The 22,938-nt window shown below is 58.9% G+C and carries 18 protein-coding genes; 4 read left to right on the top strand and 14 right to left on the bottom strand.

From position 1 onward, the window contains the following. Positions 1–15 precede the first annotated feature (15 nt). From ACEPLT_RS04620 to phoB, 7 genes are all read right to left on the bottom strand, one after another. The gene (locus tag ACEPLT_RS04620; RefSeq protein ID WP_248213731.1) at positions 16–1,401 is read right to left on the bottom strand and encodes a DUF3999 domain-containing protein; all 1,386 of its coding nucleotides are present in this window, start codon (positions 1,399–1,401) and stop codon (positions 16–18) included. Then, complete coding sequence (locus ACEPLT_RS04615; protein ID WP_232927885.1) at positions 1,398–4,019, bottom strand: DUF2339 domain-containing protein; 2,622 nt, start codon at positions 4,017–4,019, stop codon at positions 1,398–1,400. Before ACEPLT_RS04615 ends, ACEPLT_RS04620 begins: the two co-directional genes overlap by 4 nt. 86 nt (positions 4,020–4,105) lie before the next feature. Next, entirely contained in the window at positions 4,106–5,923 is a 1,818-nt protein-coding gene (gene malZ / locus ACEPLT_RS04610; protein ID WP_232927882.1) for a maltodextrin glucosidase, read from the bottom strand. Between the two features lie 533 nt (positions 5,924–6,456). Further along, positions 6,457–7,830 (bottom strand): proline-specific permease ProY, encoded by a 1,374-nt coding sequence (gene proY, locus ACEPLT_RS04605; protein WP_008503261.1) that lies wholly within the window; start codon positions 7,828–7,830, stop codon positions 6,457–6,459. Between the two features lie 81 nt (positions 7,831–7,911). After that, positions 7,912–9,231 carry a branched-chain amino acid transporter carrier protein BrnQ gene (brnQ, locus tag ACEPLT_RS04600; protein ID WP_008503262.1) on the bottom strand — a complete coding sequence of 440 codons (1,320 nt, stop codon included), beginning with the start codon at positions 9,229–9,231 and terminating at the stop codon, positions 7,912–7,914. Positions 9,232–9,640: 409 nt separating this feature from the next. Then, positions 9,641–10,936 carry a phosphate regulon sensor histidine kinase PhoR gene (gene phoR, locus ACEPLT_RS04595; RefSeq protein WP_008503264.1) on the bottom strand — a complete coding sequence of 432 codons (1,296 nt, stop codon included), beginning with the start codon at positions 10,934–10,936 and terminating at the stop codon, positions 9,641–9,643. Between the two features lie 21 nt (positions 10,937–10,957). Continuing rightward, positions 10,958–11,647, bottom strand: coding sequence for a phosphate response regulator transcription factor PhoB (phoB, locus tag ACEPLT_RS04590; protein WP_008503265.1), 690 nt, complete (start codon positions 11,645–11,647; stop codon positions 10,958–10,960). A gap of 187 nt (positions 11,648–11,834) precedes the next feature. Here phoB and sbcD point away from each other — a divergent pair, with 187 nt between their 5' ends. Both sbcD and sbcC read left to right on the top strand, forming a co-directional pair. Continuing rightward, the gene (gene sbcD / locus ACEPLT_RS04585) at positions 11,835–13,040 is read left to right on the top strand and encodes an exonuclease subunit SbcD (protein ID WP_039023723.1); all 1,206 of its coding nucleotides are present in this window, start codon (positions 11,835–11,837) and stop codon (positions 13,038–13,040) included. Next, positions 13,037–16,168, top strand: coding sequence for an exonuclease subunit SbcC (sbcC, locus tag ACEPLT_RS04580; RefSeq protein ID WP_232927880.1), 3,132 nt, complete (start codon positions 13,037–13,039; stop codon positions 16,166–16,168). Before sbcD ends, sbcC begins: the two co-directional genes overlap by 4 nt. A gap of 110 nt (positions 16,169–16,278) precedes the next feature. Here sbcC and mak read toward each other — a convergent pair whose 3' ends face one another. After that, positions 16,279–17,184: a fructokinase gene (gene mak, locus ACEPLT_RS04575; RefSeq protein WP_008503268.1), complete on the bottom strand. Its 906-nt coding sequence runs from the start codon at positions 17,182–17,184 to the stop codon at positions 16,279–16,281. Between the two features lie 123 nt (positions 17,185–17,307). On the opposite strand from mak, the gene rdgC reads away from it, so the two are divergent. Then, on the top strand, positions 17,308–18,222 hold the full coding sequence (gene rdgC, locus ACEPLT_RS04570) for a recombination-associated protein RdgC (RefSeq protein WP_008503269.1): 915 nt from the start codon (positions 17,308–17,310) through the stop codon (positions 18,220–18,222). A gap of 48 nt (positions 18,223–18,270) precedes the next feature. On the opposite strand, the gene ppnP is transcribed toward rdgC, so the two are convergent. The 5 genes from ppnP to ACEPLT_RS04545 all read right to left on the bottom strand — a co-directional run bounded on the left by ppnP (position 18,271) and on the right by ACEPLT_RS04545 (position 20,908). Beyond that, entirely contained in the window at positions 18,271–18,558 is a 288-nt protein-coding gene (gene ppnP / locus ACEPLT_RS04565) for a pyrimidine/purine nucleoside phosphorylase (protein ID WP_008503270.1), read from the bottom strand. 71 nt (positions 18,559–18,629) lie between these two features. Beyond that, a complete protein-coding gene (locus tag ACEPLT_RS04560) occupies positions 18,630–19,307 on the bottom strand; it encodes an AroM family protein (RefSeq protein WP_008503271.1) in 678 nt (225 codons plus the stop codon). A 237-nt stretch (positions 19,308–19,544) separates the two neighbouring features. Next, positions 19,545–19,736: a protein YaiA gene (gene yaiA, locus ACEPLT_RS04555; protein WP_008503272.1), complete on the bottom strand. Its 192-nt coding sequence runs from the start codon at positions 19,734–19,736 to the stop codon at positions 19,545–19,547. A gap of 44 nt (positions 19,737–19,780) precedes the next feature. Beyond that, positions 19,781–20,305, bottom strand: coding sequence for a shikimate kinase AroL (gene aroL, locus ACEPLT_RS04550; RefSeq protein WP_008503273.1), 525 nt, complete (start codon positions 20,303–20,305; stop codon positions 19,781–19,783). A gap of 141 nt (positions 20,306–20,446) precedes the next feature. After that, positions 20,447–20,908 (bottom strand): YaiI/YqxD family protein, encoded by a 462-nt coding sequence (locus ACEPLT_RS04545; RefSeq protein WP_021241674.1) that lies wholly within the window; start codon positions 20,906–20,908, stop codon positions 20,447–20,449. Between the two features lie 97 nt (positions 20,909–21,005). Here ACEPLT_RS04545 and proC point away from each other — a divergent pair, with 97 nt between their 5' ends. Next, positions 21,006–21,815: a pyrroline-5-carboxylate reductase gene (gene proC / locus ACEPLT_RS04540; protein ID WP_232927874.1), complete on the top strand. Its 810-nt coding sequence runs from the start codon at positions 21,006–21,008 to the stop codon at positions 21,813–21,815. Positions 21,816–21,831: 16 nt separating this feature from the next. Here proC and adrA read toward each other — a convergent pair whose 3' ends face one another. Then, positions 21,832–22,935: a diguanylate cyclase AdrA gene (gene adrA / locus ACEPLT_RS04535; protein ID WP_059359583.1), complete on the bottom strand. Its 1,104-nt coding sequence runs from the start codon at positions 22,933–22,935 to the stop codon at positions 21,832–21,834. Between the last annotated feature and the right edge of the window lie 3 nt (positions 22,936–22,938).

Genomic DNA, 22,938 nt, shown 5'->3' with positions numbered 1-22,938 from the left:
TATGCGGGCCTTTTTTTATGCCTTGCGCTGCGTTTCCCGCCAGATGCGCCAGGCCATGCCCGCCAGCAGGAGCACGCCCGCGATCAGCACGCCCCACACCAGCAGGGCGTTCATCCAGCTCGCCCGCTCGCCTGCAGAGGTGGCGTTTAGCCGCCCCTCACCGCCCAACGCGACATCATCCAGAATATCGGCCTGCGGCAGGTTCGCCATATCATAGGTCTTGCGCAGATCGGCTGGGATCAGCATGTCAGGTTCCACCTGTGCAGGCTTTGCGGCGCCGTTGCCCCAGGCGAGCACGTACGGCGCTTTACCCTGCGCGTTGAACACCAGGTCATAGCGGTCGCGATGCCCCGTGACGCTCGGCAGGTATTCTGGCAGACGCGCATTCAGCGTCGTGATTTTCACGGCCTGCACCAGGTCCCCGTTAAGCGAAACCGGTCCGGATGTTTTCCCCTCCAGGCGGTAAATCACCTCTTTTTTCAGGGGATGCCATGTGTCTTTTTCCGTACGCCGCCAGGCGATCTCCACGGGAAGGACGCCATCACCGTTCAGCGAGATGCTGACAGCGCTCAGCGGCTGCGGACGCGTCCAGCGCCACTGCGCTTCGGTTGTCGATAGCTGCTCCCCTTCCCCCTCAAGATTGATCTCTTCCGGGGCCGCCTGCGCAGGTGCGCTGATTGCGTTTACGCCGGTCAACGTTACCCCCTGGCTCTGCGTATTCAGCACCACCATGAGATAGCGATTCGCCTCGGGAGATAAAACCGTGTCGGTATCGATCCGATCGAGCTTAAGGCGATCCTGGCCGCTGGCGACGTCCAGCAGCGGCATATCTTCGCGAAGGGTATACCAGCGCTTAAGATCCTCGCTGTAATAGACCGACGCCGTTCCCTGCCACGGCGTCTGCGGGGTATTCCAGAGCAGCTGCAGCTGGGATATGGCCAGCTCACCCGTCGTCTGCTCCGGCAAGCTCAGCAGGTAATGTTGCCCGGCTGCGGCGGCTTTTTGCCCCTCCAGCACAATCTCAACGCCGTTTCGGGAACGGAGCCGGATCTTATCGCTGTCACCGGCGTCTGAGGCAGCCGCGAGCGGCGAGGCATCCAGCGGAAAGAGGCGCAGCGCCGTGGATTGCACTGTGGCCTGCGGGCGCGTCGCGGCGATCAGGCTAAAGGGAACCGGCTCACCCGACTGGTTAAAGACGCGAACATCATGCAGATCCGCGGATGTGCTCTGCTCATAGACGGCAAGCGGCAGCATCACTCGATACCACCGGGAAGGAACGGACGTGTCGAGTGAACGACCAAAGGCGTAGTCCTGTGGCGATTCCGTTGGTACTTCGTCGCAGAACGCCGGGCCGGAAAGCGCCAGCAGCGCGGTACACGCTACCGCTTTCATCCATTTCATTTTTCATCTCCTGTTTTTGGCGGTAGCGGTGAGAAATAGCCCACGATCAGCACCAGTATCGCCACGCCGATAAACGCCACCGCGCGCGCCAGACCGCCTCCGCCCGCGCTGTCCACCAGCATCAGCTTAACCATCACCACACCCAGCAGCGCGGCCCCGCAGAGCCACTCCTGCCGGGAAGCCCGACGGGTGGCATGGATCATGACCACCAGCGCACTCAGCATCCAGAACAGGGCAAAGCTGGTCTGGATAAGCCGCGAATCCCACAGCGATGCCATATTCCAGGCCACGTCGCCGTACCAGGCCAGGGCGCGCATCAGCGCACCGTTCAGCCACCAGAAGCCAAACGCCATGAGCGCGACGGCAGGCCACGGACGCGCTTGCGCAAGCAATGCCGGGTAGTAGCGATCCACCGCCCGATAAAAGACCACCAGCCCCAGCAACGCGAACGCTGCGCCTTCCTCAAGCGGGTTTACCAGCGGGAGCCAGGTTTGACGATAGACCACGCCGTCCTGGAAATTGGTCACCACCAGCAGTACCAGCAGCGCCACGACGGCAGGGATCGGTGCCAGACACGCATAGAGCGCAGGCCATTCCCGGAACGGCCACGCGCGACGCCGTACCGCAGCAGAGAGCGCCATAATCACCCCGCCGCCTGCGGCCATCGCTAATCCGCTGCCCCAGGCCGCCATGCCCCACGGCAGAGACCGGGCAAACCAGTAAAGCTCGGCGGCCAGCGCCAGTAAAATCATCCAGCACAGCGACAGGTGTAGCCCCATCGCGATACGCGGCAGAACCCTTTCACCATCGCGCCGCAACAGCATCAGCGCGGCAGGAAGCGCAACGCACCAGGCCAGGTTTGACCAGCCGGCGGCAACGATCTGCTGATGCCAGATCTGATACCCCACCATCAGCAGCATTACCGGCCACAGCAGCCATTTGCTGGCGTCCAGCTCTCGCCACGCCAGACGAGCGGCCACCTGCCGCCAGCACCAGGCTGACGCCGCCGTCAGCGCCAGCACGCCCGCCAGAACCGGTAATTCTTTCGTGAGTACAAGCTGCGACGCACCCAGCTGCGCTACCAGCCAGAACAGCAGCCCGCCTGCCAGCAGCGCCCAGCTGACCGGCAGAAAAAGAGTCCGCCACAGCCAGGCCGCTGCCAGCCAGCAAAGGCTGAGGATGGCGAAGATAAGGAGCAGGCTCAGCGACGTAACGCCGTCCGTTTGCGCCCACAGCGCGCTGCCGAGGGCAAGCACCAGCAGCGCCGTCCCGCTATAGCTCATGCGCCGCTGGTGCTGCTGCACGCCCAGCCAGAGAATACCCAGCCCCTCCAGCGCCCAGGCCATTGCCGTCCAGCGCGCCGACAGCGCCAGCGGAATGGCGAGCGTGGCAAACCCGCCGCCGATCGCCAGCGCTGCCATGACCAGCGGCCGTCCGAGGGAGGGATAGCGCCGCAGCGCGAGGTACGCGAGGGTGAGATAAAATGCGCCGTATCCCAGCGCGCTCAGCGCCGGGCCATAGTCCCAGTGTCGGGTCATGCCATACTGCATCCCGAAGCCGACCAGCGGCGGGGCAAACAGCAGCACGCCGTCAACGATCTGCTTCCCTTTTTCCTGCGCCCGCAGCGACAGCGCCACGCTCAGCACGCCGAAGATCAGCGTATTGGCAATCAGGAACAGCTGGCAGATCCAATAGTCTTCAGGCTGGTAATCACTCAGCCCCCACAGGCCGCCCACGCCGAACGTGAACAGCAGCCCGAGCAGGTTCAGCTCGCGCCAGTGCTGCCAGATGCTGATAGCAAGAATGCCGATGGACAGCATGAGATAGAAAGAGAACAGCGCGACAAAGCTGCCGCCCCCGGTAGACAACAGCAGTGGCGCAAGATACCCGCCGAGGCTCGCCAGCATGGCCAGGCTCAGGGCCTTCTGCAGCACCGCCAGCCCGACGCTCGCCGCGCAGATCACCACCAGCAGCGCAAAAGCCAGCGTCATCGGCAGCATTTGCCAGAGCCGGAAGGCGCCAAACACCGTCAGGTAAAGCACCCCGGTCGCCCCGCCCTGGAGGATCAGCGCATAGACCCGCTGCCTGTGCCGCAGCCGCCACCCAATCGCCAGCAGAACAACGGCAAACAGCGCCGCTGCCACGAGGCGCAGCTCAAGCGGGAACAGGGAATGTTCGACGGTATAGCGCAGCAGGAAAGAGAGGCCAAGGAAGAGCAGCAGAATGCCCAGCTTCGCCAGCGGATTGCCCTGCATGAACCAGCGCGCCAGCGACGTCAGGATGCCGCCAAAGGCTGAAGGCTGTTTTGCCGCAGGGGTCGGGGCCTGGGAAGAAGCGGGTTCTGCCACCGCTGCGGGAATATCGGGTCGCCAGGGGTCGACAGGCGGGAGAGCGTCCTCCACCACTGGCGCGGTAATTGCCTCCGGCGCGGCGGTCTGCACCGGTTCCGACGCGTTCTCAGGCACGCCGCGCTGCTCAAGCGCCTCTATGCGCTGGCGTAGCCGGGCGATCTCCTGCTGCGCCGCCGTACTGCGATTAAACCCGATAACCGCAAGCACGGGCGCAACCAGCAGCGCAAAAACCAGGAATAAACAGCCAAGGATGTAAAGCTCGTCCATGTTTCCACCTTCACCGTAAACGATCTGTTAAGATTGACACAAATCGTTGCATTTGCGCCATCTTAAAAGGTGGAAACAAACGCGTATTAGCTGCCGAACCAGATCGTCGCGGATATTGCAGGCAGCGCCAGCACGCCGTCCTGTATTGTCGCCTTGCCCTCTTTGCTCTTCCACGCAGCGACATTCAGCAGCGGTGAATCATCCAGCACCACTTCGCAGGCCTCGCCCCGGTTGATCGCCACCAGCACGCGCTGCTGGTTATAAACGCGGGCAAAGACCACGACGTTATCATGAGCGTATACCACCTGGCAGCCGCCGTAGCGCAGGGCAAGACTCTGCTTACGCAGCTTCGCCAGCCGCTGATACAGGCTGAACAGCACTTTGTCCTGTTTCTCTGGTGACCACGGGAAGGTTTTGCGGCAGAACGGATCGTTGTTGCCGTCCAGCCCCACCTCGTCTCCGTAGTAGATGCACGGCACGCCCGGCCAGGTGAAGAGCCAGGTGACCGCCAGCGGCAGACGCGCGACATCCTTGCCCAGCAGGGATTTAAAACGCGCGGTATCGTGGCTATCGAGCTGGTTAAACATCCGCAGCTGCTGCTGATGCGACAGCCCGGCGCGGTAGTTCTCCATCCACGCCATGCAGGTTTCCGCGTCGATATGATTTGGATCGTAGGAGATATCGGTGTTGGCGAGGAATCCCCACAGCGGAAAGGTAAAGCCGCGATAGTTCATCGCCGCATCTTCCGCATCATTCTGCAGCCACTGGCGCGCGTCAACAAAGTGCTCGCCAAAAACGAACGCTTCCGGCTGTGCGGCTTTTGCCGAGCGCGTTATGCCGGCGACGTGCTGAAGGTTATTCCGCGCCCCGCCCGCTTCGCCGAGCATATGCACCACGTCCAGACGCCAGCCGTCCATATTCCACGGCGCCTTCAGCCAGTGTCGGACGATGCTGTCTTCGCCGCCGTAGATTTCATTAACGAGCGTTGGCGACTGGAAATCCAGCTTCGGCAGGCTCGGGTAGCCCAGCCAGTCCAGCGCGCGGCCCTCCTCGTTAAAGCTGTACCAGTCGCGCTGCGGCGAATCCGGGTTATGACATGCCCCGCCCATCGACTGGTTATGCCGATCAAACCACGCATGCGAATCGCCGCTGTGGTTGAACACGCCGTCCAGGATCAGGCGCATCCCCTCTTTTTGCGTATTCTTACGCAAGCGCAGCAGCGCCTCGTCGCCGCCAAACTGCTCATCAACGTGGCGATAATCTTCGGTATCGTATTTGTGTACGCTCGGGGCCTTAAACACCGGGTTGAGGTATAGCGCCGTCACGCCCAGTTTTTTCAGGTACGGCAGCTTTTCGCTGATACCGTCGAGATCGCCGCCGTAGAAGGTCGAGCCGCCCGCCTGCGCGGTTAACGGCTCATCCCACGCTTTCAGGATAATGTCGTGGCCCGCGGCATGGTGGTAATAGATCTTATCCTGGTCGGCAGTGCGCTTTTCGCTGCGCGCAAAACGGTCCGGGAAAATCTGGTAAAAGACCTGATCGTTAACCCACTGCGGGCCGTTATCCGGATAATCGACCGCAAACTGCTCCAGCCGTGCAGGCGGGAAACGGCTAAACCCCTGCGGGGTAAACCACAGCTGACGGTTGTTCCACAAAAGCTTAAAGCTGTAGCGGCGGCGCGGCTGTCCGCTGTTCAGGTCGATATTCGCCCGCCAGGCGGTGATACCCGGCTGCGGCTGGCTGCGCAGCTTGTGCATTTTCAACCCGGTCTCTTCGTTATCGATTTCGGCGCGGAGCGTCACGCGATCGGGCTGGTTTTCCCCCGCCAGCCAGAGCGTAATCACAAGGTTGTCTTTGTTTTGCTTAACAAATGGGGCAACCGGAAGGTGCCAGGCGTTTAACATCACGAATCCCCTCTGATGAAATTGACGTCACCTTGCCACAGGGTGGTTAAGGATAGCTCACCATGATGGGATTTATTGGGGGAGGAGGACGGGGGAGGAGGTAATAATGCCCGTACGGACGGCTCTCTCTCCCTTGAGGCAGGGGGCTGGGGTGAGAGGGAAACATGCGGCTATTGGGGTAATTCCGTTCACTTCATGTTCCTTGCTACTCTGTAATGCCATGGCCTGTGAACGTGCCAGGGTGGCTCAGTCGCCACCACCCTGGCGACCCGGGCTCCCGGCGGTAAATCGCCGCTTCGCGGTGCCCTCAGCTTATTCCTTCAGGCTATCGGGTCGGGCATGAGCCTGCATCCCTGCAGGCCACGCCCTCTCGGCGCATCCCTGCGCCTCGCCCCGGCCTTACGGAAACGCTTCGGCGATTTACAGCCGGACCTGGCATCGCTGTAAGCCATTCACTTCTCTGAAACCACATGCATCGCTTCAGGTTAAAAATTTCCTGGCAATCCCCTTCCACGGAACAAGTAATACAAATATTACTGTGCTTCTGCCAGCTGACGGTCGCGGCGGCATTTGAACACCCAGCCCACCAGCAGCAGCACGATCCACGCGCAGCCCACGTAGAGCGAAATGCGGGTGTCCGGATGGTAGCCAATCAGGCCAATGATAAACACCAGGAAGATCAGCCCGACGACGGTCGTCGCCACCCCGCCCGGTACTTTGAACTTCAGCGCTTTCGCCTCATCCGGCGACAGGCGACGGCGGAAGGCAATCTGCGACAGCAGGATCATGATCCACACCCACACCGTCGCGAAGGTCGCCAGGGATGCAATCACCAGGAAGACGTTCTCCGGCATGATGTAGTTCAGATAAACCGAGAACAGCAGCGCCACGGTCATCACCACAACGGTCACCCACGGCGTGCCGCGGCGTGAGGTTTTGGCGAACACCTTCGGCGCGCTGCCCTGCTCCGCCATGCCGTGCAGCATACGCCCCACGCCAAAGACGTCACTGTTGATCGCCGAAAGCGACGCGGTCAGCACCACAAAGTTCAGAATGCTAGCCGCAAAGGCAATGCCCATATGCTGGAAGGTCAGGACAAACGGGCTACCGTTGGTACCCACCTGATTCCACGGGTAGATGGACATGATCACAAACAGCGTACCCACATAAAACACCAGAATACGCATCGGCACCGAGTTGATGGCGCGCGGAATGGATTTCTCCGGGTCTTTCGCTTCCCCGGCAGTAATACCGATAATCTCGATACCGCCGTAGGCGAACATCACCATCTGCAGCGACATCACCATGCCGAGCCAGCCGTTGCTGAAGAAGCCACCGTTGCTCCAGAGGTTATGGATCCCGGTCGGCTGCCCGCCGTTGCCAATCCCCCAGATGATGATCCCGAAACCGGCCACAATCATGATGATAATGGTGGCGACCTTGAAGAAGGAGAACCAGAACTCCAGCTCGCCGAACACCTTCACGCTCATCAGGTTGACGGCGCAAATGATCAGCACCACGCTCAGCACCCAAATCCAGTGCGGCACCGCCGGGAACCAGACGCCCATATAGATGCCAAACGCCGTCACGTCGGCAATCGCCACGATCAGGATTTCGAAGCAGTAGGTCCAGCCGGTGATAAACCCGGCCAGCGGGCCGAGGTTTTCCTGCGCGTAGCGCGAGAAGGAGCTGGCAGAGGGGTTATGAACCGACATTTCGCCGAGGGCGCGCATGATGATATACGCCGCCACGCCGCCGATGATGTACGCCAGCAGCACGCTTGGACCGGCCATTTTGATGGCATCTGCCGAGCCATAAAAAAGACCGGTGCCAATAGCAGAGCCCAGCGCCATAAAGCGGATGTGGCGCGTGCTCAATCCACGTTTAAGTTTGTTAGTGCTTTCCATTTAAATCTTGCCATTCAACACGAAAAAAACAAAAAACCACGGGGCCTTAAGCCCCGTGGTTAAACAGTTTGTTGCCGTTGATTAATGGGCGTTCGATGCGACCTGACGCCCTGCAGCACGGTCCCAGATAACCGCCAGAACCAGTGCAACAACGGTAGGCATCAGCCAGGCCAGACCCTGCTCGGACAGCGGCAGACGCTGTGTCCAGGCTGGCAGAATTTCAGCGAACGCTGATGCTTTAATCCCGTCAAGGATACCAAAAATCAGGCTGATAAACATGGCTGGCGCAATAATTCGTGAGGAGTTGTTCCACCACGGGCGGGTGAAGCTCAGCACCACCAGCACGATGCACGGCGGATAGATTGCCGTCAGTACCGGAATAGAGACCTGAATCAGGTGGCTCAGACCGAGGTTGGATACCGCCATGGAGAAGATACCAAGGATAAACACCAGGGTACGGTAAGAGAGCGGCAGGTACTGCGCAAAGAACTCAGCACAGGCGCAGGTCAGGCCAACCGCGGTAACCAGGCAGGCCAGGAAGATAAGCGCCGCCAGCAGCATACTGCCTGCACCACCGAAGGTGTGCTGGACGTAGGCGTGCAGGATAGCCGCACCGTTGGCGTTCTGATCGACCAGCATCGCGCTATCGGAGCCCAGGCGGAACAGCGCCAGATACAGCAGCGTCAGGCCTACACCGGCCATCAGGCCAGCCCAGATGGTGTAGCGGGTCAGCAGACGCGCTTCGGTCACCCCGCGGGAACGCGCGGCGTTAACGATAACGATACCAAACACCATCGCGCCCAGCGTATCCATCGTCAGGTAGCCGTTCACAAAGCCGTTAGAGAACGCGGCGTTTTTATAGGCGTCCATCGCGTCGCTAATCGGGCCTGCAGGCCAGACGATAGCCGCCACCGCCAGAACAATCAGCGCCACAATTTTCAGCGGAGCCAGGAAGTTACCCACGGTATCCAGCAGCTTGCCCGGATAGAGGGAAACCAGAATCACGATAGCGAAATAGATCAGGCTGTAGATGAACAGCGGCATCGCGCCGTCACCGGTCAGCGGAGCAATACCCACTTCGAAGGAAACGGTCGCGGTACGCGGGGTGGCAAACAGCGGACCCACGGCCAGGTAGCAGACGGTAGCCAGCAGAACGCCCGCCACTTTGCCAATCGGGGTGCTGAGGCTATCCACACCGCCGCCGACTTTCGCCAGCGCGATGACGGTCAGCACCGGCAGACCCACGGCAGTAATCAGGAAACCAAACGCGGCGGTCCAGACGTGTTCACCCGCCTGTAAGCCAACCATTGGAGGGAAAATGATGTTGCCTGCGCCAACGAACAGCGCAAATGTCATAAAGCCCAGCGCGATGATGTCACGCGATTTTAAGTGATGGGTCATAAAACCTTACTGCCTGTGGATGTGGTGTTGAAAACATTGAGATTTTCGCTGCCCCTGACGGGACGATACAGCCGAAAATTTGCTCAATTTTAGCGGGATATGCTCCCGTCCTGGCGTGGAGAAGAATAGTTTTTCGATTTACCACGCAAATACAGTCGGTCTGACAGTATCTGGGGGGCAATTTAAACGCTTATAACGTTTAAAGGCAAGGTGGGATCGTAAAACCAGAACAATATGCCAGCATGAAAACACACTCCAGCACAATACGCTAATTATAAGAAAAACCCATGGCTAATCATGCGAACAAAAAACAGCCAGCCGTATAAAATTCACACGCGTTTCGCTTGACTGCAAAGCAAACGGGCCAGCGATGGCTGACCCGTGGAAAGGTAAAATGACACACCTGCCGTCAGGCGATCTTTTTGGCAATTAATCGTTCCGGGATCACGAAGCTGAAGCGGGTTCCTTTACCCAGGGTACTCTGAATATCGAGACGGCTTTCATGGTGATTCACCGCGTGTTTCACAATCGCCAGCCCCAGGCCGCTTCCGCCCGTCTGCCGCGATCGCGCTTTATCCACGCGATAGAAGCGCTCGGTCAGACGCGGAATATGCTCCGGCGCGATCCCCGGCCCGTTGTCTTCCACGCTAAACTCGGCCCCCGTTGGAGTATGCTGCCAGCGCACCACGATCTCCGTCCCTTCCGGCGTATGGTTTACCGCGTTATACACCAGGTTGGAGATAGCGCTGCGCAGCTCATCTTCACTGCCCAGCACCTTTAGCGTGTTGTCGACCTCAAAGGTCAGGTGGTGCTTTTTGTGGCTTAACGTCTGCGCTTCACGCTCCACGACCCGCAGCATCATCGGCACATCAATAGTGTCATTCAGCGCGAGCGTGGGTGCCGCTTCAATCTTCGAGAGCGTCAGCAGCTGCTTCACCAGGCCTTCCATCCGGTGCGTTTGCTCGCGCATGGTGTGCAGCGCTTTTTCACGCGGCGCACCTTCCAGCGTTTGCTCCTGCATCATCTCCAGGTAGCCCTGAAGCACGGTCAGCGGGGTACGCAATTCGTGACTGACGTTGGCGAAGAAGTTGCGGCGCGCCCCTTCCAGCTGGTGCATCTGGGTGACATCGCGCGCCACCATCAGCCACTGCTTATCGCTGTAGGGCATCACGCGGATCTCCAGATGGCGACCGTTATTGAGCTTGAGATTGTGCGGACGGGTAAAATCACGCTTTTTCAGGTACAGCGTAAACTCGGGATAACGCAGAAGGTTGAGGATATTCTGGCCATTATCATCCGGCCAGCGCAGGCCCAGCAGCTGCTGCGCCAGGCCGTTACACCAGAAGATCGTCCCTTCTTCGGTGGTCAGAATGACCGCATCCGGTAGCGACTCCGCACCGCTGCGAAAACGCTTAATCAGGCTTCCCAGCTCGCGGCGGCGCTTTTTATTTCGCATCTGCATCTGGTGCAGACCGTACAGCAGCGGCTCCCAGCTGCCGCTTCCGGGCGGCGGCGTCATGCTTCGATCAACCCACAGCCACCAGGAGAGGCGCAGCAGGTTCCAGAAATGCCAGATCAGCAGCCCGGTGACCGACGCCAGCAGAAACCACGGCAGATGTCCAAGAAAGGCCCCCAGAATGAAGGCCGGAATACAGCATAAGATCAGTTCAAAGACGAGCCTTTTCCATGACAGACGTTCCAGCACGCGTCACACTCCTGTCATTGTTCAGAAACGGGTAGAAAAACGATAACCCGTGCCGCGGACCGTCTGCACCATGCGATCGTGGCCGCTCAGTTCCAGCGCTTTTCGCAGGCGGCGGATATGTACGTCAACCGTCCGGTCTTCGACATACACGTTAGTTCCCCAGACGTTATTCAGCAACTGCTCGCGGCTGTACACGCGTTCCGGGTGGGTCATAAAGAAGTGCAGAAGTTTAAATTCGGTAGGCCCCATGTCGAGGGGATTTTCACCGGTCATCACGCGGTGAGAAGTCGGATCAAGGCTCAGCCCCTGCATCTCAATCACCTCTTCCACCGCCATCGGCGAAATACGGCGCATCACGGCTTTAATGCGGGCCACCAGCTCTTTGGGGGAGAACGGTTTGGTAATGTAATCGTCCGCGCCGGTCTCCAGACCGCGCACACGATCCTCTTCTTCTCCGCGCGCCGTAAGCATCACAACCGGGATGTCGCGGGTCAGCGCTTCACGCTTCAGGTGTTTGATAAACTGCAGTCCGGAGCCGCCGGGCAGCATCCAGTCCAGCAGAATCAGATCGGGCCAGGGTTCATTCAGCTGGTTCACTGCGCTGTCATAATCTTCCGCTTCAACCGGCTGGAAGCCGTTTTGCTCGAGCACGAAGCACACCATTTCACGAATTGGAGCTTCATCTTCTACGACCAGAATACGTCTCGCCATACTTTGCCCTGTCTTATCTTATTTACGTTACAAGTTTGTAATTCGGCGCCATTATGCGTCAGATTTATGACAGATTTATGAAAAACAGTACCACTATAAATGGCAAACTGTTGTTTTATTACAGCGGTTATTTTCCCTTCTCTGAACGTTTATAATCCTGCTTTCTCTTTTTTGCCACGGATCAGCTATGCGCATACTTCACACCTCGGACTGGCATCTGGGTCAAAATTTTTACAGCAAAAGCCGTGCGGCTGAACATGAAGCGTTCCTGAACTGGCTGCTGGAAACGGCCCGGACGCATGAGGTGGACGCGATTATCGTGGCGGGAGATATTTTTGATACCGGCTCGCCGCCGAGCTATGCCCGTGAGCTGTACAACCGCTTCGTGGTGAATCTGCAGCAAACCGGCTGTCATCTGGTGATTGTCGCCGGCAACCATGATTCCGTCGCGACGCTTAACGAATCCCGCGACATCCTGGCGTTTCTCAATACCACCGTCGTCGCCAGCGCCGGGCACGCCCCGCAGATCCTGAAAAAGCGCGACGGGTCGCCCGGGGCGGTACTGTGTCCGATTCCCTTTTTGCGTCCGCGCGACATCGTGCAAAGCCAGGCGGGGCTGTCGGGCGCGGAAAAGCAGCAGCATTTGTTACAGGCGATCGCCGATTATTACCGCCAGCAGCACGCCGAAGCCTGTGCCCTGCGCGGTGACCAGCCGATTCCGGTGATTGCGACCGGGCACCTCACCACCGTCGGGGCCAGTAAAAGTGACGCCGTGCGTGACATCTATATCGGCACGCTGGATGCCTTTCCGGCGCAGCACTTCCCGCCAGCCGACTACATTGCGCTCGGGCACATCCACCGGGCGCAGATCGTCGGCGGCTGCGAGCACATCCGCTACTGCGGCTCGCCTCTTTCGCTCAGCTTTGACGAAACGGGCAAAGCCAAATCCGTGCATCTGGTGAGCTTTCGCGAGGGCAAACTCAGCGCCGTCGACACGCTGGAGGTGCCCGTAACTCAACCGCTGGCGGTCCTGAAAGGCGATCTCGATGCCATCACCGCCCAGCTGGAGCAGTGGCGCGGCGTCGAGCAAGATCCCCCCATCTGGCTGGACATCGAAATCACCACCGACGACTACCTGCACGATATGCAGCGGAAAATCCAGGCGCTGACCGAAGACCTGCCGGTAGAGGTCTTGCTGGTGCGCCGCAGCCGCGAGCAGCGCGAGAAAATTCTGCTAAGCGCTCAACGCGAAACGCTCAGTGAACTGGGGGTCGAAGAGGTATTTGAACGCAGGCTCTCACAGGAGGAGATTGACGATGCGAAGCGCGCAAGACTCAGCGAACTGTTCAGCCATACCCTGCATGCGCTCAATGATGAGGAAGAAAACGCATGAAAATTCTGAGCCTGCGCCTGAAAAATCTCAACTCCCTCAAGGGCGAGTGGAAAATTGACTTTACCGCTGAGCCGTTTGCCAGCAACGGGCTGTTTGCCATCACCGGCGCAACCGGGGCAGGTAAAACCACCCTGCTCGACGCCATCTGTCTGGCGCTTTATCACGAAACGCCGCGCCTGAATAAAGTCTCCCAGGCGCAAAATGACCTGATGACCCGCGACACCGCCGAATGTCTGGCGGAAGTGGAGTTCGAGGTAAAAGGCATCGCCTATCGCGCCTTCTGGAGCCAGAACCGGGCGCGCAACCAGCCGGACGGTAACCTGCAGGCGCCGCGCGTGGAGCTGGCGCGCTGCGAAGATGGCAAAATCCTGGCCGACAAAGTGACGGATAAGCTGGAGCAAACCGCCGCACTCACCGGGCTGGACTACGGGCGCTTTACCCGCTCGATGCTGCTCTCTCAGGGGCAGTTTGCCGCCTTCCTTAATGCCAAGCCGAGCGATCGCGCCGAGCTGCTGGAAGAGCTGACCGGCACCGAAATCTACGGTCAGATTTCCGCCATGGTGTTTGAGAAACACAAAGCGGCCCGCAGCGTGCTTGAAAAGTGCGAGGCGCAGGCGGCGGGCGTCGTGCTGTTGAGCGAAGAACAACAGCAGCAGTTACAGCAAAGTTTGCAGGCACTTACTGACGCAGAGAAAACCCTGCTGGAACAGCAGCAAAACCAACAGAAACATTTTCAGTGGCTTACGCGCCATGATGAGCTCGTGCGCGAGCAACAGCGCGCCGCCGCGATGCAGCAGCAGGCGCAACACGCGCTGACGGACGCTGCGCCTGAGCTGGCAAAACTGCAGCTCGCTCTGCCCGCCGCCCAGCTGCGACCGCTCTGGGAACATCAGCAGGAGCAAACCGCGCGTCTGGCACAAACGCAGCAGCGAATTATCGAAGTAAATACTCGCTTACAAGCCAGAACCGCGCTGCGTTCACGTATTCGCAATACCGCCCTGCGTAACCACGAGCAGCTTCAGACCGAACTGACGGCGCTGGCGCAGTGGCTGGCGGAGCACGAGCGCTATCGTCTGTTAGGCCAGGAGATTGCAGGCTGGCGCGCCCAGTTCTCGCAGCTTAACCGCGATAAAACGCAGTTAGCCTCGCTTGCTGCGCGGATAGGTGAATTACGCAACAGGCTGGCTGCGATGCCGGAAAACGCGCTGACGCTGACGGCGGATGAGGTCAGCGCGGCCATGGAGCAGCAGTCCAGGTCCCGCACGCTGCGCCAGCAGCTGACGTCGCTGCATGCCCGCTATCAGCCGCTGCAAAAGCGCCTGCGCCAGAGCGGTGAAAACGTGCAGAAGGCGCAGGCCGAACAAAATAAACTCAATGAAACGCTGACCCTGCGCCGCCAGCAGTACAAAGAGAAAAACCAGCACTATCTCGACCTGAAAGCCCTGTGCGAAACCGAAGCAACAATTAAGAAGCTGGAGCATTACCGCTCCCGGCTTGAGGCAGGCAAACCCTGTCCGCTGTGCGGTTCCTGCGAACATCCGGCCGTTGAGCAATATCAGTCACTTGAGCTGACGGATAACCAGCGCCGCCGTGATGCCCTGGAAAAAGAGGTCGCCGCCCTTAAAGAGGAAGGCCTGCTGGTGCTGGGACAGGTCAATGCCCTGACTCAGCAGATCCAGCGCGAGACAGACGACGCGCAGACGCTTTCTCAGGAAGAGCAAGCGCTCACTAAAGAGTGGGTGGCGGCCTGCACGTCCCTGAACATTACCTTGAATATTCAGGACGATATCGCGCCATGGTTGAACGAACAGGAACAGTACGAGCGCCAGCTTTATCAGCTCAGTCAGCGTCTCACCCTGCAGAACCAGCTCAACGAACAGGACGCGCAGGAGCGGCAGTATCAGCAGCAGCTGGCGGCCACGCGGCAGGCGCTGGAACATGCCCTGCTCGCGCTCTCACTTAACGCACCTGAAGAGGGTCAGGAAGCCGCCTGGCTTCAGGCCCGCGAAGCGGAATTCGCGCAGTGGCAGGAGAAGCAAACGCAGCACGGCGTGCTTCAGGAACGCATAAACGCCCTGAAGCCGCTGCTCGACGCGCTTCCGGCAGCGAACAGCGAAGACGCCGAACCGGTTATTCCTGATAACTGGCGCGCCATCCACGACGAGTGCGTGTCGCTGCAAAGCCAGCTGACCGCGCAACAGCAGCAGGAAGGGCTGGAGCGAGAGCGCCTGCAGCAGTCGCAGACGCAGTTCACCGCGGCGCGCTCGGCGAGCTGCTTTGCCGACCAGGACGCGTTTCTTGCCGCCCTGCTGGATGACGATGCTATTCGCCACCTTGAACAGCTGAAACAGTCGCTGGAAAACCAGATCCAGCAGGCCGCGGCGCTGTCCGGGCAAGCGAACCAGCAGCTGCAGTCTCATCTGGCGCTGCGCCCGGAAGGGCTCGACGCCGATGCCGCCACGCTGCAAATCCAGCTGCAGCAGCTGGCGCAACAGCTGCGCGAGAACACCACGCATCAGGGCGAGATCCGCCAGCAGCTTAAGCAGGACAGCGATAACCGGCAGCACCAGTTGGCGTTGATGCAGGAAATTGAAGAGGCCGCGCGCCAGGCAGACGACTGGGGGTACCTGAACGCGCTGATCGGCTCGAGCACCGGCGACAAGTTCCGCAAGTTCGCCCAGGGGCTGACGCTGGACAATCTCGTCTGGCTTGCTAACCAGCAGCTTAACCGTCTGCACGGGCGTTACTTATTGCAGCGTAAGGCCAGCGACGCGCTGGAGCTGGAAGTGGTGGATACGTGGCAGGCGGATGCGGTCCGCGATACCCGCACCCTCTCCGGCGGCGAGAGCTTCCTGGTCAGCCTGGCGCTGGCGCTGGCGCTTTCCGATCTGGTGAGTCATAAAACGCGGATCGATTCCCTGTTCCTGGATGAAGGGTTCGGCACGCTCGACAGTGAGACGCTGGATACGGCGCTGGATGCGCTCGACGCGCTGAACGCCACCGGGAAAACCATTGGCGTGATCAGCCACGTAGAGGCGATGAAAGAGCGTATTCCGGTGCAGATCAAAGTGAAGAAGATTAACGGGCTGGGGTACAGCAAGCTGGATAAAGAATTTGCCGTGCAGTAAAGGTCCACTCCACATGTAGGCCGGGTAAGGCGTAGCCGCCACCCGGCTTTTTTATTGTGGCTGCCTGAATTCGCCCGCTGGCGCTTCGCTTACCGGGCTTACAGAGTCGTTTATTCTGGCCACAGCCACGCCGCGCCGCGCACGCCGCTGGAGTCCCCGTGGACGGCTTTGCGGATCGGCGTTTCACACTCGCCGCCGAAGACCCACTGCTTCACCAGGTTCGGCACCGTGGCGTACAGCCGGTCGACGTTGCTCATGCCGCCGCCCAGCACAATTACGTCCGGATCGAGAATATTCACCACGTGCGCCAGGGATTTCGCCAGCCGCATTTCATAGCGGCTCAGGGCCAGCTCCGCCACCGGATCCTGCGCTTCGACCAGACGCATGATCTCATTTCCCTTGAGCGGCTGGCCGCTCAGGCGGTGGTAATCGGTCGCAAAACCGGTACCGGAGATAAAGGTCTCAATACAGCCCTGTTTTCCGCAGTAGCACGGCACTTCGGTGCGGTATTTGAGTTCGTCTTCATCCATCCACGGCAGCGGGTTGTGCCCCCACTCGCCCGCGGTGCCGTTACCGCCGATATGGGCGCGCCCGCCGAACGCTACGCCCGCACCGCAGCCGGTGCCGACGATCACGGCAAACACGGTCTGGGCACCGGCCGCCGCGCCGTCGATGGCCTCAGAGACCGCCAGGCAGTTGGCGTCGTTGGCCAGACGCACTTCCCGCTTCAGGCGCGCGCTTAAATCTTTATCAAACGGCTGACCGTTGAGCCAGGTGGAGTTGGCATTTTTAACCACGCCGGTATACGGCGAGATCGACCCCGGTATCCCCATCCCGACGCTGCCGGTTTGCCCTGTCGCCTGCTCGGCCATCTCGACCAGCCTGGCAATCGTCTCGATAGTCTGGTGATAATCATCGCGCGGCGTTGGCAGACGATGGCGGAACAGCTGCTCCCCCTGCTCGCTCAGTGCGATGACTTCTGTTTTGGTGCCGCCCAAATCGATCCCAATACGCACAAGACTCTCCTCATTATTTTGATTATCAACAGAGTAGAAGCACGCTTCCCGATTAGCAATGCAAGCGATGCGACAATTCGTTATCATGCCCGCTGATTTAACGACAAGGCCGTGGAAATTATCATGCTGTGGTTCAAAAATTTGATGGTTTACCGTCTCAGCCGCGACGTTTCGCTGCGTGCAGAAGAGATGGAAAAACAGTTAGCCGCTTATACCTTTTCCCCTTGCGGTAGCCAGGATATGGCGAAAACCGGTTGGGTTCCGCCAATGGGTTCACAAAGCGATGCACTGACCCACGCCAGCAGCACGGGTCAAATCATCGTCTGCGCCCGTAAAGAAGAGAAAATACTGCCGACGCCGGTGGTTAAGCAGGCACTCGAAGCGAAAATTCTCAAGCTGGAAGCCGAACAGGGCCGCAAGCTGAAAAAGACCGAAAAAGATTCGCTGAAAGATGAAGTACTGCACTCCCTGCTGCCGCGCGCCTTCAGCCGCTTCAGCCAGACCATGATGTGGATCGACACCGTTAACGGGCTGATCATGGTGGACTGCGCCAGCGCCAAGAAAGCAGAAGATACGCTGGCCCTGCTGCGTAAGAGCATCGGCTCGTTACCGGTCGTTCCGCTGGCGCTGGAAACGCCAATTGAGTTAACGCTGACCGAATGGGTACGCAGCGGTGCTGCGGCTCAGGGTTTCCAGATCCTTGATGAAGCCGAGCTGAAAGCCCTGCTGGAAGATGGCGGCGTGATCCGCGCGAAGAAGCAGGATCTGGTGAGCGACGAAATCGCCGTCCACATCGAAGCGGGCAAAGTGGTCACCAAGCTGGCGCTCGACTGGCAGCAGCGTATTCAGTTCGTGATGTGCGACGACGGCTCCGTGAAGCGTCTGAAGTTCTGCGACGAGCTGCGCGATCAGAACGAAGATATCGACAGGGAAGATTACGCCCAGCGTTTCGACGCGGACTTCATCCTGATGACCGGCGAGCTGGCCGCGTTGATTCAGAATCTGGTGGAAGGTCTCGGCGGCGAAGCGCAGAGATAACGGGCAAACCGTAGGCCGGGTAAGCGTTAGCGCCACCCGGCTAATTTTTTATTTCAGGTAGCGGCACAGATAAGAGGTAGGTTCAGCCACCTGCAGATGGAACTCACTGTGGCCAGGGACGTTGAAAACCTGTCCGGCTGCGTAAACTTTCCATTCCGTTTCACCCGGCAGTAAGACGTTCAGCGCCCCGCTGACGACCGTCATCTCTTCCGCTTCCGCCGTGCCGAAGGTGTATTCCCCTTCCGCCATGACGCCAACGCTGGCGCGGCCAGTGCTGCTGCTGGTAAAACCAATGGATTTCACTTTACCGGAAAAGTATTCGTTACTCTGAAGCATGAACTGGCCCTTATATTTTTAGATAAAAATTCACTATAGGGGCCATGCTCATCACCTGTCACGCAAAATCATTACATGAGCAGTTCCGAGGCCAGGCGAGCCATCAGAACATTGGATAACAGCACCGGCACATCCAGCGCTTTTTGCAGTAAATCACGATGATGCTGGTGGAACCCCAGGCAGTCCAGAATCAGGACATCGGCCCCTCTTTCCAGCAGTTCCTTCCCGGCCGCAATGAGTTTGGCCTCGCTGTCCCAGAACGGATTCGCCAGCGCGTACAAGGGCACTTTTTCCAGCACGTGCCATTTTGCCTCCTGGTTATCCATGAGCTCCTCGATGGGGACAATCACCCCCACCTGATGACCATCCACGATGGAGGCCACCAGCGGCGGAATGATGCGCATCGGTTCCAGCAAAATCGCATTGCGCGCCGTAAGTCCCTTTATGGGGGCGGTGCTCATCAGCAAAATAACGTCATATCCCTGATTATCGAGCACTTCTATTACGCCCTGCAGCGAGCGCTCGATCTTCTGGCGGGAAACATGCGCCAGTTTACCGTCACTTAATAACGTCGCCAGGGGATCCTCCCCCGCCTCGACAGCGTAGTCCTCCATGACCTCTTCCCGACTCATCTTGCCCAGCAGGCTGAGATGCGTAATCTGTTGTTCAGATACATGCTCGGTTAAGAGCGGTAACACTTCGCTTACAGGGACCACACCAATGGTGAGGATCGCCAACGTTGCCTTCATCTTTATCGCCTTCCATTACTCCAACATCGTGCACACAGGTACAGGCTCACTACGCTGCACAGTTCGTTTTTTCAACAAAACAGCACCAAGCGTAGCAGGTGATCCCGACACCGAAATGTAAAGATCGCCTGCCGATACCAGAGTTACTTGTATTAACTAAATATTAACTCCTGCTTAACTTTTACGATGAGTAAAAAGTGTGATTCAGGCACGATCCTGGAGCGTTTAGGAAACCGCTCAGGTTATGTCGGGATCTTCATAGCGCCGCTTCGCATCCAGCGCTTCCTGTTCCGTCTCGTGTTCACTGATCAGCGAGTCGGGTTTGGGGTGATCGGCACGCAGTTGATACCAGGTCACAGTGTGACCTGTCTGGCCTTTTTCAACGGTTACAATGCGCGCTTCACGCGGATAGGGAGGTCTTGTTGGCATAGCTCATCCTTTTTTTATGTCTGAGCTATAAGTATAGACGCCGCTTAGCTGGCACACGCCAAACGCAGGGCGGTAATAATCTGAATCACAACGTCTTCGGGAGAGGCGGACGCATCCACCACGTGGTGAGCCGCTTCGCGGTATAACGCATCGCGTTCGGCCAGCACTTCACTCACCTCTTCGTTCAGCGGCCTGGAGGTCAGCGCAGGGCGTTGCCCCTCTTCCGGAAAGGCTTCCAGACGCCCAACCAGGGCCGACACCGGCGCGCTGAGGTAAATCACAATCCCCTTTTCGCGCATAAAGTGACGATTACACTCCGCCAGAACAATGCCACCGCCGGTGGCGATCACCGCGGACGGGGTCGTGACCGCTTTCAGCGCGGCCGTTTCGCGTGCGCGAAAGCTCTCCCAGCCTTCCTGCTCAACAATGTCGGCGATAGTTTTTCCGGCCTCGGTTTGCAGCCAGTGGTCGGTATCCACAAACTGGCGATGACACACGCGTGCCAGCTCCAGGCCAACGGTGGTTTTCCCACAGCCGCGGGGGCCAACTAAAAAGATGGGTTGGGTCATAGCCAGGTGTTCCCCTTGATGCCGGAAGGCTGAAGAGTGTAAAGAAATAATTGCAGAAGATGTTGCGATTACTTTACTGCAAAGCGGTACGGGATGACAACCCTGTGGAGGCCACACTGTACCACACATTGACAATAATTATCATTTCGCTGTACGGCGCTTCACTTCCAGCAGCCATTTATCCAGCTCGGCAGCAAACTGCTGGCGATCGCGCTGTGAGAGGCTGTCCGGCCCACCGGTCTGCACGCCGCTGGCCCGCATGGTATCCATAAAATCGCGCATCGTAAGCTTCTCGCGGATGGTCGACGGCGAGTATCGCTCTCCGCGCGGATTGAGCGCCGCCGCCCCTTTCTCCAGCACGTCGGCCGCCAGCGGAATGTCCGCCGTGATCACCAGATCTTCCGCGCTGCACAGGCGGACAATTTCGTTGTCCGCCACGTCAAACCCGGCAGGCACGCGCAAAGAACGAATGAAGCGCGAAGGCGGCACGCGAATGTTCTGGTTCGCCACCAGCGTCAGCGGCATCTGAACGCGCTCGGCGGCGCGAAATAAAATCTCTTTAATCACGTTCGGACACGCGTCCGCATCAACCCAAATCGCCATATTGTCTCCCCATAATGACTCTGCCGACTATTGTCGCCTGCATTTCGTTGTTAAGCTATCAATCAGAGAAAACAACGCATAATGACGGAGGATCGTGATGGACAAGAAAATCGGGTTTATCGGCTGCGGTAACATGGGCAAAGCCATTCTGGGCGGCCTGATCGCCAGCGGGCAGGTGCTGCCGGGTCAGATTTGGGTCTATACCCCGTCACCGGACAAGGTCGCCGCGCTGCGCGATCAATACGGGATTAACGCCGCCGAAAGCGCGCAGGAAGTGGCCCAGGTCGCCGATATCGTCTTTGGCGCCGTCAAGCCGAACATCATGATCAAAGTGCTGAGCGACATCACCTCCAGCCTGAATAAAGAGACGCTGGTGGTGTCGATTGCCGCGGGCGTGACGCTTGACCAGCTGGCGCGCGCGCTGGGCCATGACCGCAAAATTGTTCGCGCAATGCCCAATACCCCCTCGCTGGTTAACGCCGGCATGACCTCCGTCACGCCTAACGCGCTGGTGACCCCGGAAGACGTAGCCGATGTGCTGAACATTTTCCGCTGCTTCGGCGAAGCGGAAGTGATTGCCGAATCGATGATCCATCCGGTGGTGGGCGTGAGTGGTTCTGCGCCTGCGTATGTCTTCATGTTCCTTGAAGCGATGGCCGATGCCGCCGTGCTTGGCGGAATGCCGCGCGCCCAGGCGTATAAGTTCGCCGCGCAGGCCGTCATGGGCTCCGCCAAAATGGTGCTGGAAACCGACAAACACCCGGGTGAACTGAAAGATATGGTTTGCTCCCCGGGCGGTACCACCATCGAAGCGGTGCGGGTGCTGGAGGAGCGCGGATTCCGCTCGGCCGTCATTGAAGCAATGGCAAAATGCATGGAAAAATCAGAGAAGCTGAGTAAATCCTGATCGTTTCAGTCGGGCGTCAGGCGGCCACTTCGGTGCGGCTGCGCCCGGCATTTTTCGCCCTGTACAGCGCCACGTCAGCCGCCTTTAGCCATTCCCGATAATGTGCAAACTGCGGCCCCCAGGGGGCAACGCCCACGCTGATGCGCAGCGCCTCTTTTGGCGCGCACGGTAGCGACAGCTTTTCCAGCCGCTCATGCACCCGGGACATGACGGCGATGGCGCTTTCCGCTGCGGTCTGCGACATAATCACCGCAAACTCATCCCCGCCAAACCGGCCGATGGCATCACCTGACCGCACCGACATCTGAAGCTGGCGCGTGATGGCAATGATCGCCTCATCCCCCACGGCGTGCCCCCAGGTATCGTTGATATTTTTAAAGTGGTCGATATCAATCAGTAAAATCGTGGCGGTGCAGCGATCGCGGCGGCAATGCTCAAATTCATTTCGCAGCAGCATTTCCCAGTGTCGGCGATTATAGACCCCGGTCATGCCGTCGCGGGTGCTCATCATTTCCAGCCGCTGTTTATGTTCCGCAAGCCTGACGGCGGTGCGGTGGCTGAGCCAGGCAAACAGCATGGGATAAAGCACCAGTACGGGAAGCGTTAAGCTCCACTCCACGAGGTCGGGGTTGAAGACGGCCACGCGCCCAACAAGCGGCAGCGTCACCAGCGCGGAGAGCAGAGTCAGCAGGATCCCCGGGATAAACAGACGACAGCCCCCGGAGCCCATCATATTCATCCCGACCATCATCACCAGCGCTGCCGTGGGTAACGCGCTCATCCCCATCACGCCGATCCAGAGCCCGGCAATAATGGCATCGATCTTAAGATTGAACTCTTCCTGCTGATGAGGTGACGCGGCCCGGCAGGATAACTGCCAGGCGAAATGGGGCCAGACGAACGCCCAACCGACCAGTAAAAGCCACCAGCCGCCGGGTAAAAAATGGGTGACCAGCATTCCTGCAACCGGGAAAAACATCGCTGCCAGCCCCACGGCGCGCGCCAGCCGAACCCGCCGGGCAAACTGAATGCCGGCGCGGTGAGGGTCATCCTGAGAAAGGGTTAAATTCCACTCTTCCCGAATGCGCTTTGTGTTGTAATACGTTTCATCATTCATCATTTT

This window comes from Enterobacter sp. fkY84-1 (genome assembly GCF_052974705.1).
The sequence above is the reverse complement of the archived record's forward strand: the minus strand, read 5'-3'. Positions and strand labels throughout refer to the sequence as shown.

What these genes read in the sequence shown, in the direction of transcription:
- brnQ (WP_008503262.1), bottom strand. Translation starts at nt 9,231, where the DNA reads ATGACCCATCACTTAAAATCGCGTGACATCATCGCGCTGGGCTTTATG.
- ACEPLT_RS04620 (WP_248213731.1), bottom strand. Translation starts at nt 1,401, where the DNA reads ATGAAATGGATGAAAGCGGTAGCGTGTACCGCGCTGCTGGCGCTTTCC.
- sbcC (WP_232927880.1), top strand. Translation starts at nt 13,037, where the DNA reads ATGAAAATTCTGAGCCTGCGCCTGAAAAATCTCAACTCCCTCAAGGGC.
- proC (WP_232927874.1), top strand. Translation starts at nt 21,006, where the DNA reads ATGGACAAGAAAATCGGGTTTATCGGCTGCGGTAACATGGGCAAAGCC.
- phoB (WP_008503265.1), bottom strand. Translation starts at nt 11,647, where the DNA reads ATGGCGAGACGTATTCTGGTCGTAGAAGATGAAGCTCCAATTCGTGAA.
- proY (WP_008503261.1), bottom strand. Translation starts at nt 7,830, where the DNA reads ATGGAAAGCACTAACAAACTTAAACGTGGATTGAGCACGCGCCACATC.
- rdgC (WP_008503269.1), top strand. Translation starts at nt 17,308, where the DNA reads ATGCTGTGGTTCAAAAATTTGATGGTTTACCGTCTCAGCCGCGACGTT.
- aroL (WP_008503273.1), bottom strand. Translation starts at nt 20,305, where the DNA reads ATGACCCAACCCATCTTTTTAGTTGGCCCCCGCGGCTGTGGGAAAACC.
- adrA (WP_059359583.1), bottom strand. Translation starts at nt 22,935, where the DNA reads ATGATGAATGATGAAACGTATTACAACACAAAGCGCATTCGGGAAGAG.
- malZ (WP_232927882.1), bottom strand. Translation starts at nt 5,923, where the DNA reads ATGTTAAACGCCTGGCACCTTCCGGTTGCCCCATTTGTTAAGCAAAAC.
- yaiA (WP_008503272.1), bottom strand. Translation starts at nt 19,736, where the DNA reads ATGCCAACAAGACCTCCCTATCCGCGTGAAGCGCGCATTGTAACCGTT.
- ACEPLT_RS04545 (WP_021241674.1), bottom strand. Translation starts at nt 20,908, where the DNA reads ATGGCGATTTGGGTTGATGCGGACGCGTGTCCGAACGTGATTAAAGAG.
- ppnP (WP_008503270.1), bottom strand. Translation starts at nt 18,558, where the DNA reads ATGCTTCAGAGTAACGAATACTTTTCCGGTAAAGTGAAATCCATTGGT.
- sbcD (WP_039023723.1), top strand. Translation starts at nt 11,835, where the DNA reads ATGCGCATACTTCACACCTCGGACTGGCATCTGGGTCAAAATTTTTAC.
- ACEPLT_RS04560 (WP_008503271.1), bottom strand. Translation starts at nt 19,307, where the DNA reads ATGAAGGCAACGTTGGCGATCCTCACCATTGGTGTGGTCCCTGTAAGC.
- ACEPLT_RS04615 (WP_232927885.1), bottom strand. Translation starts at nt 4,019, where the DNA reads ATGGACGAGCTTTACATCCTTGGCTGTTTATTCCTGGTTTTTGCGCTG.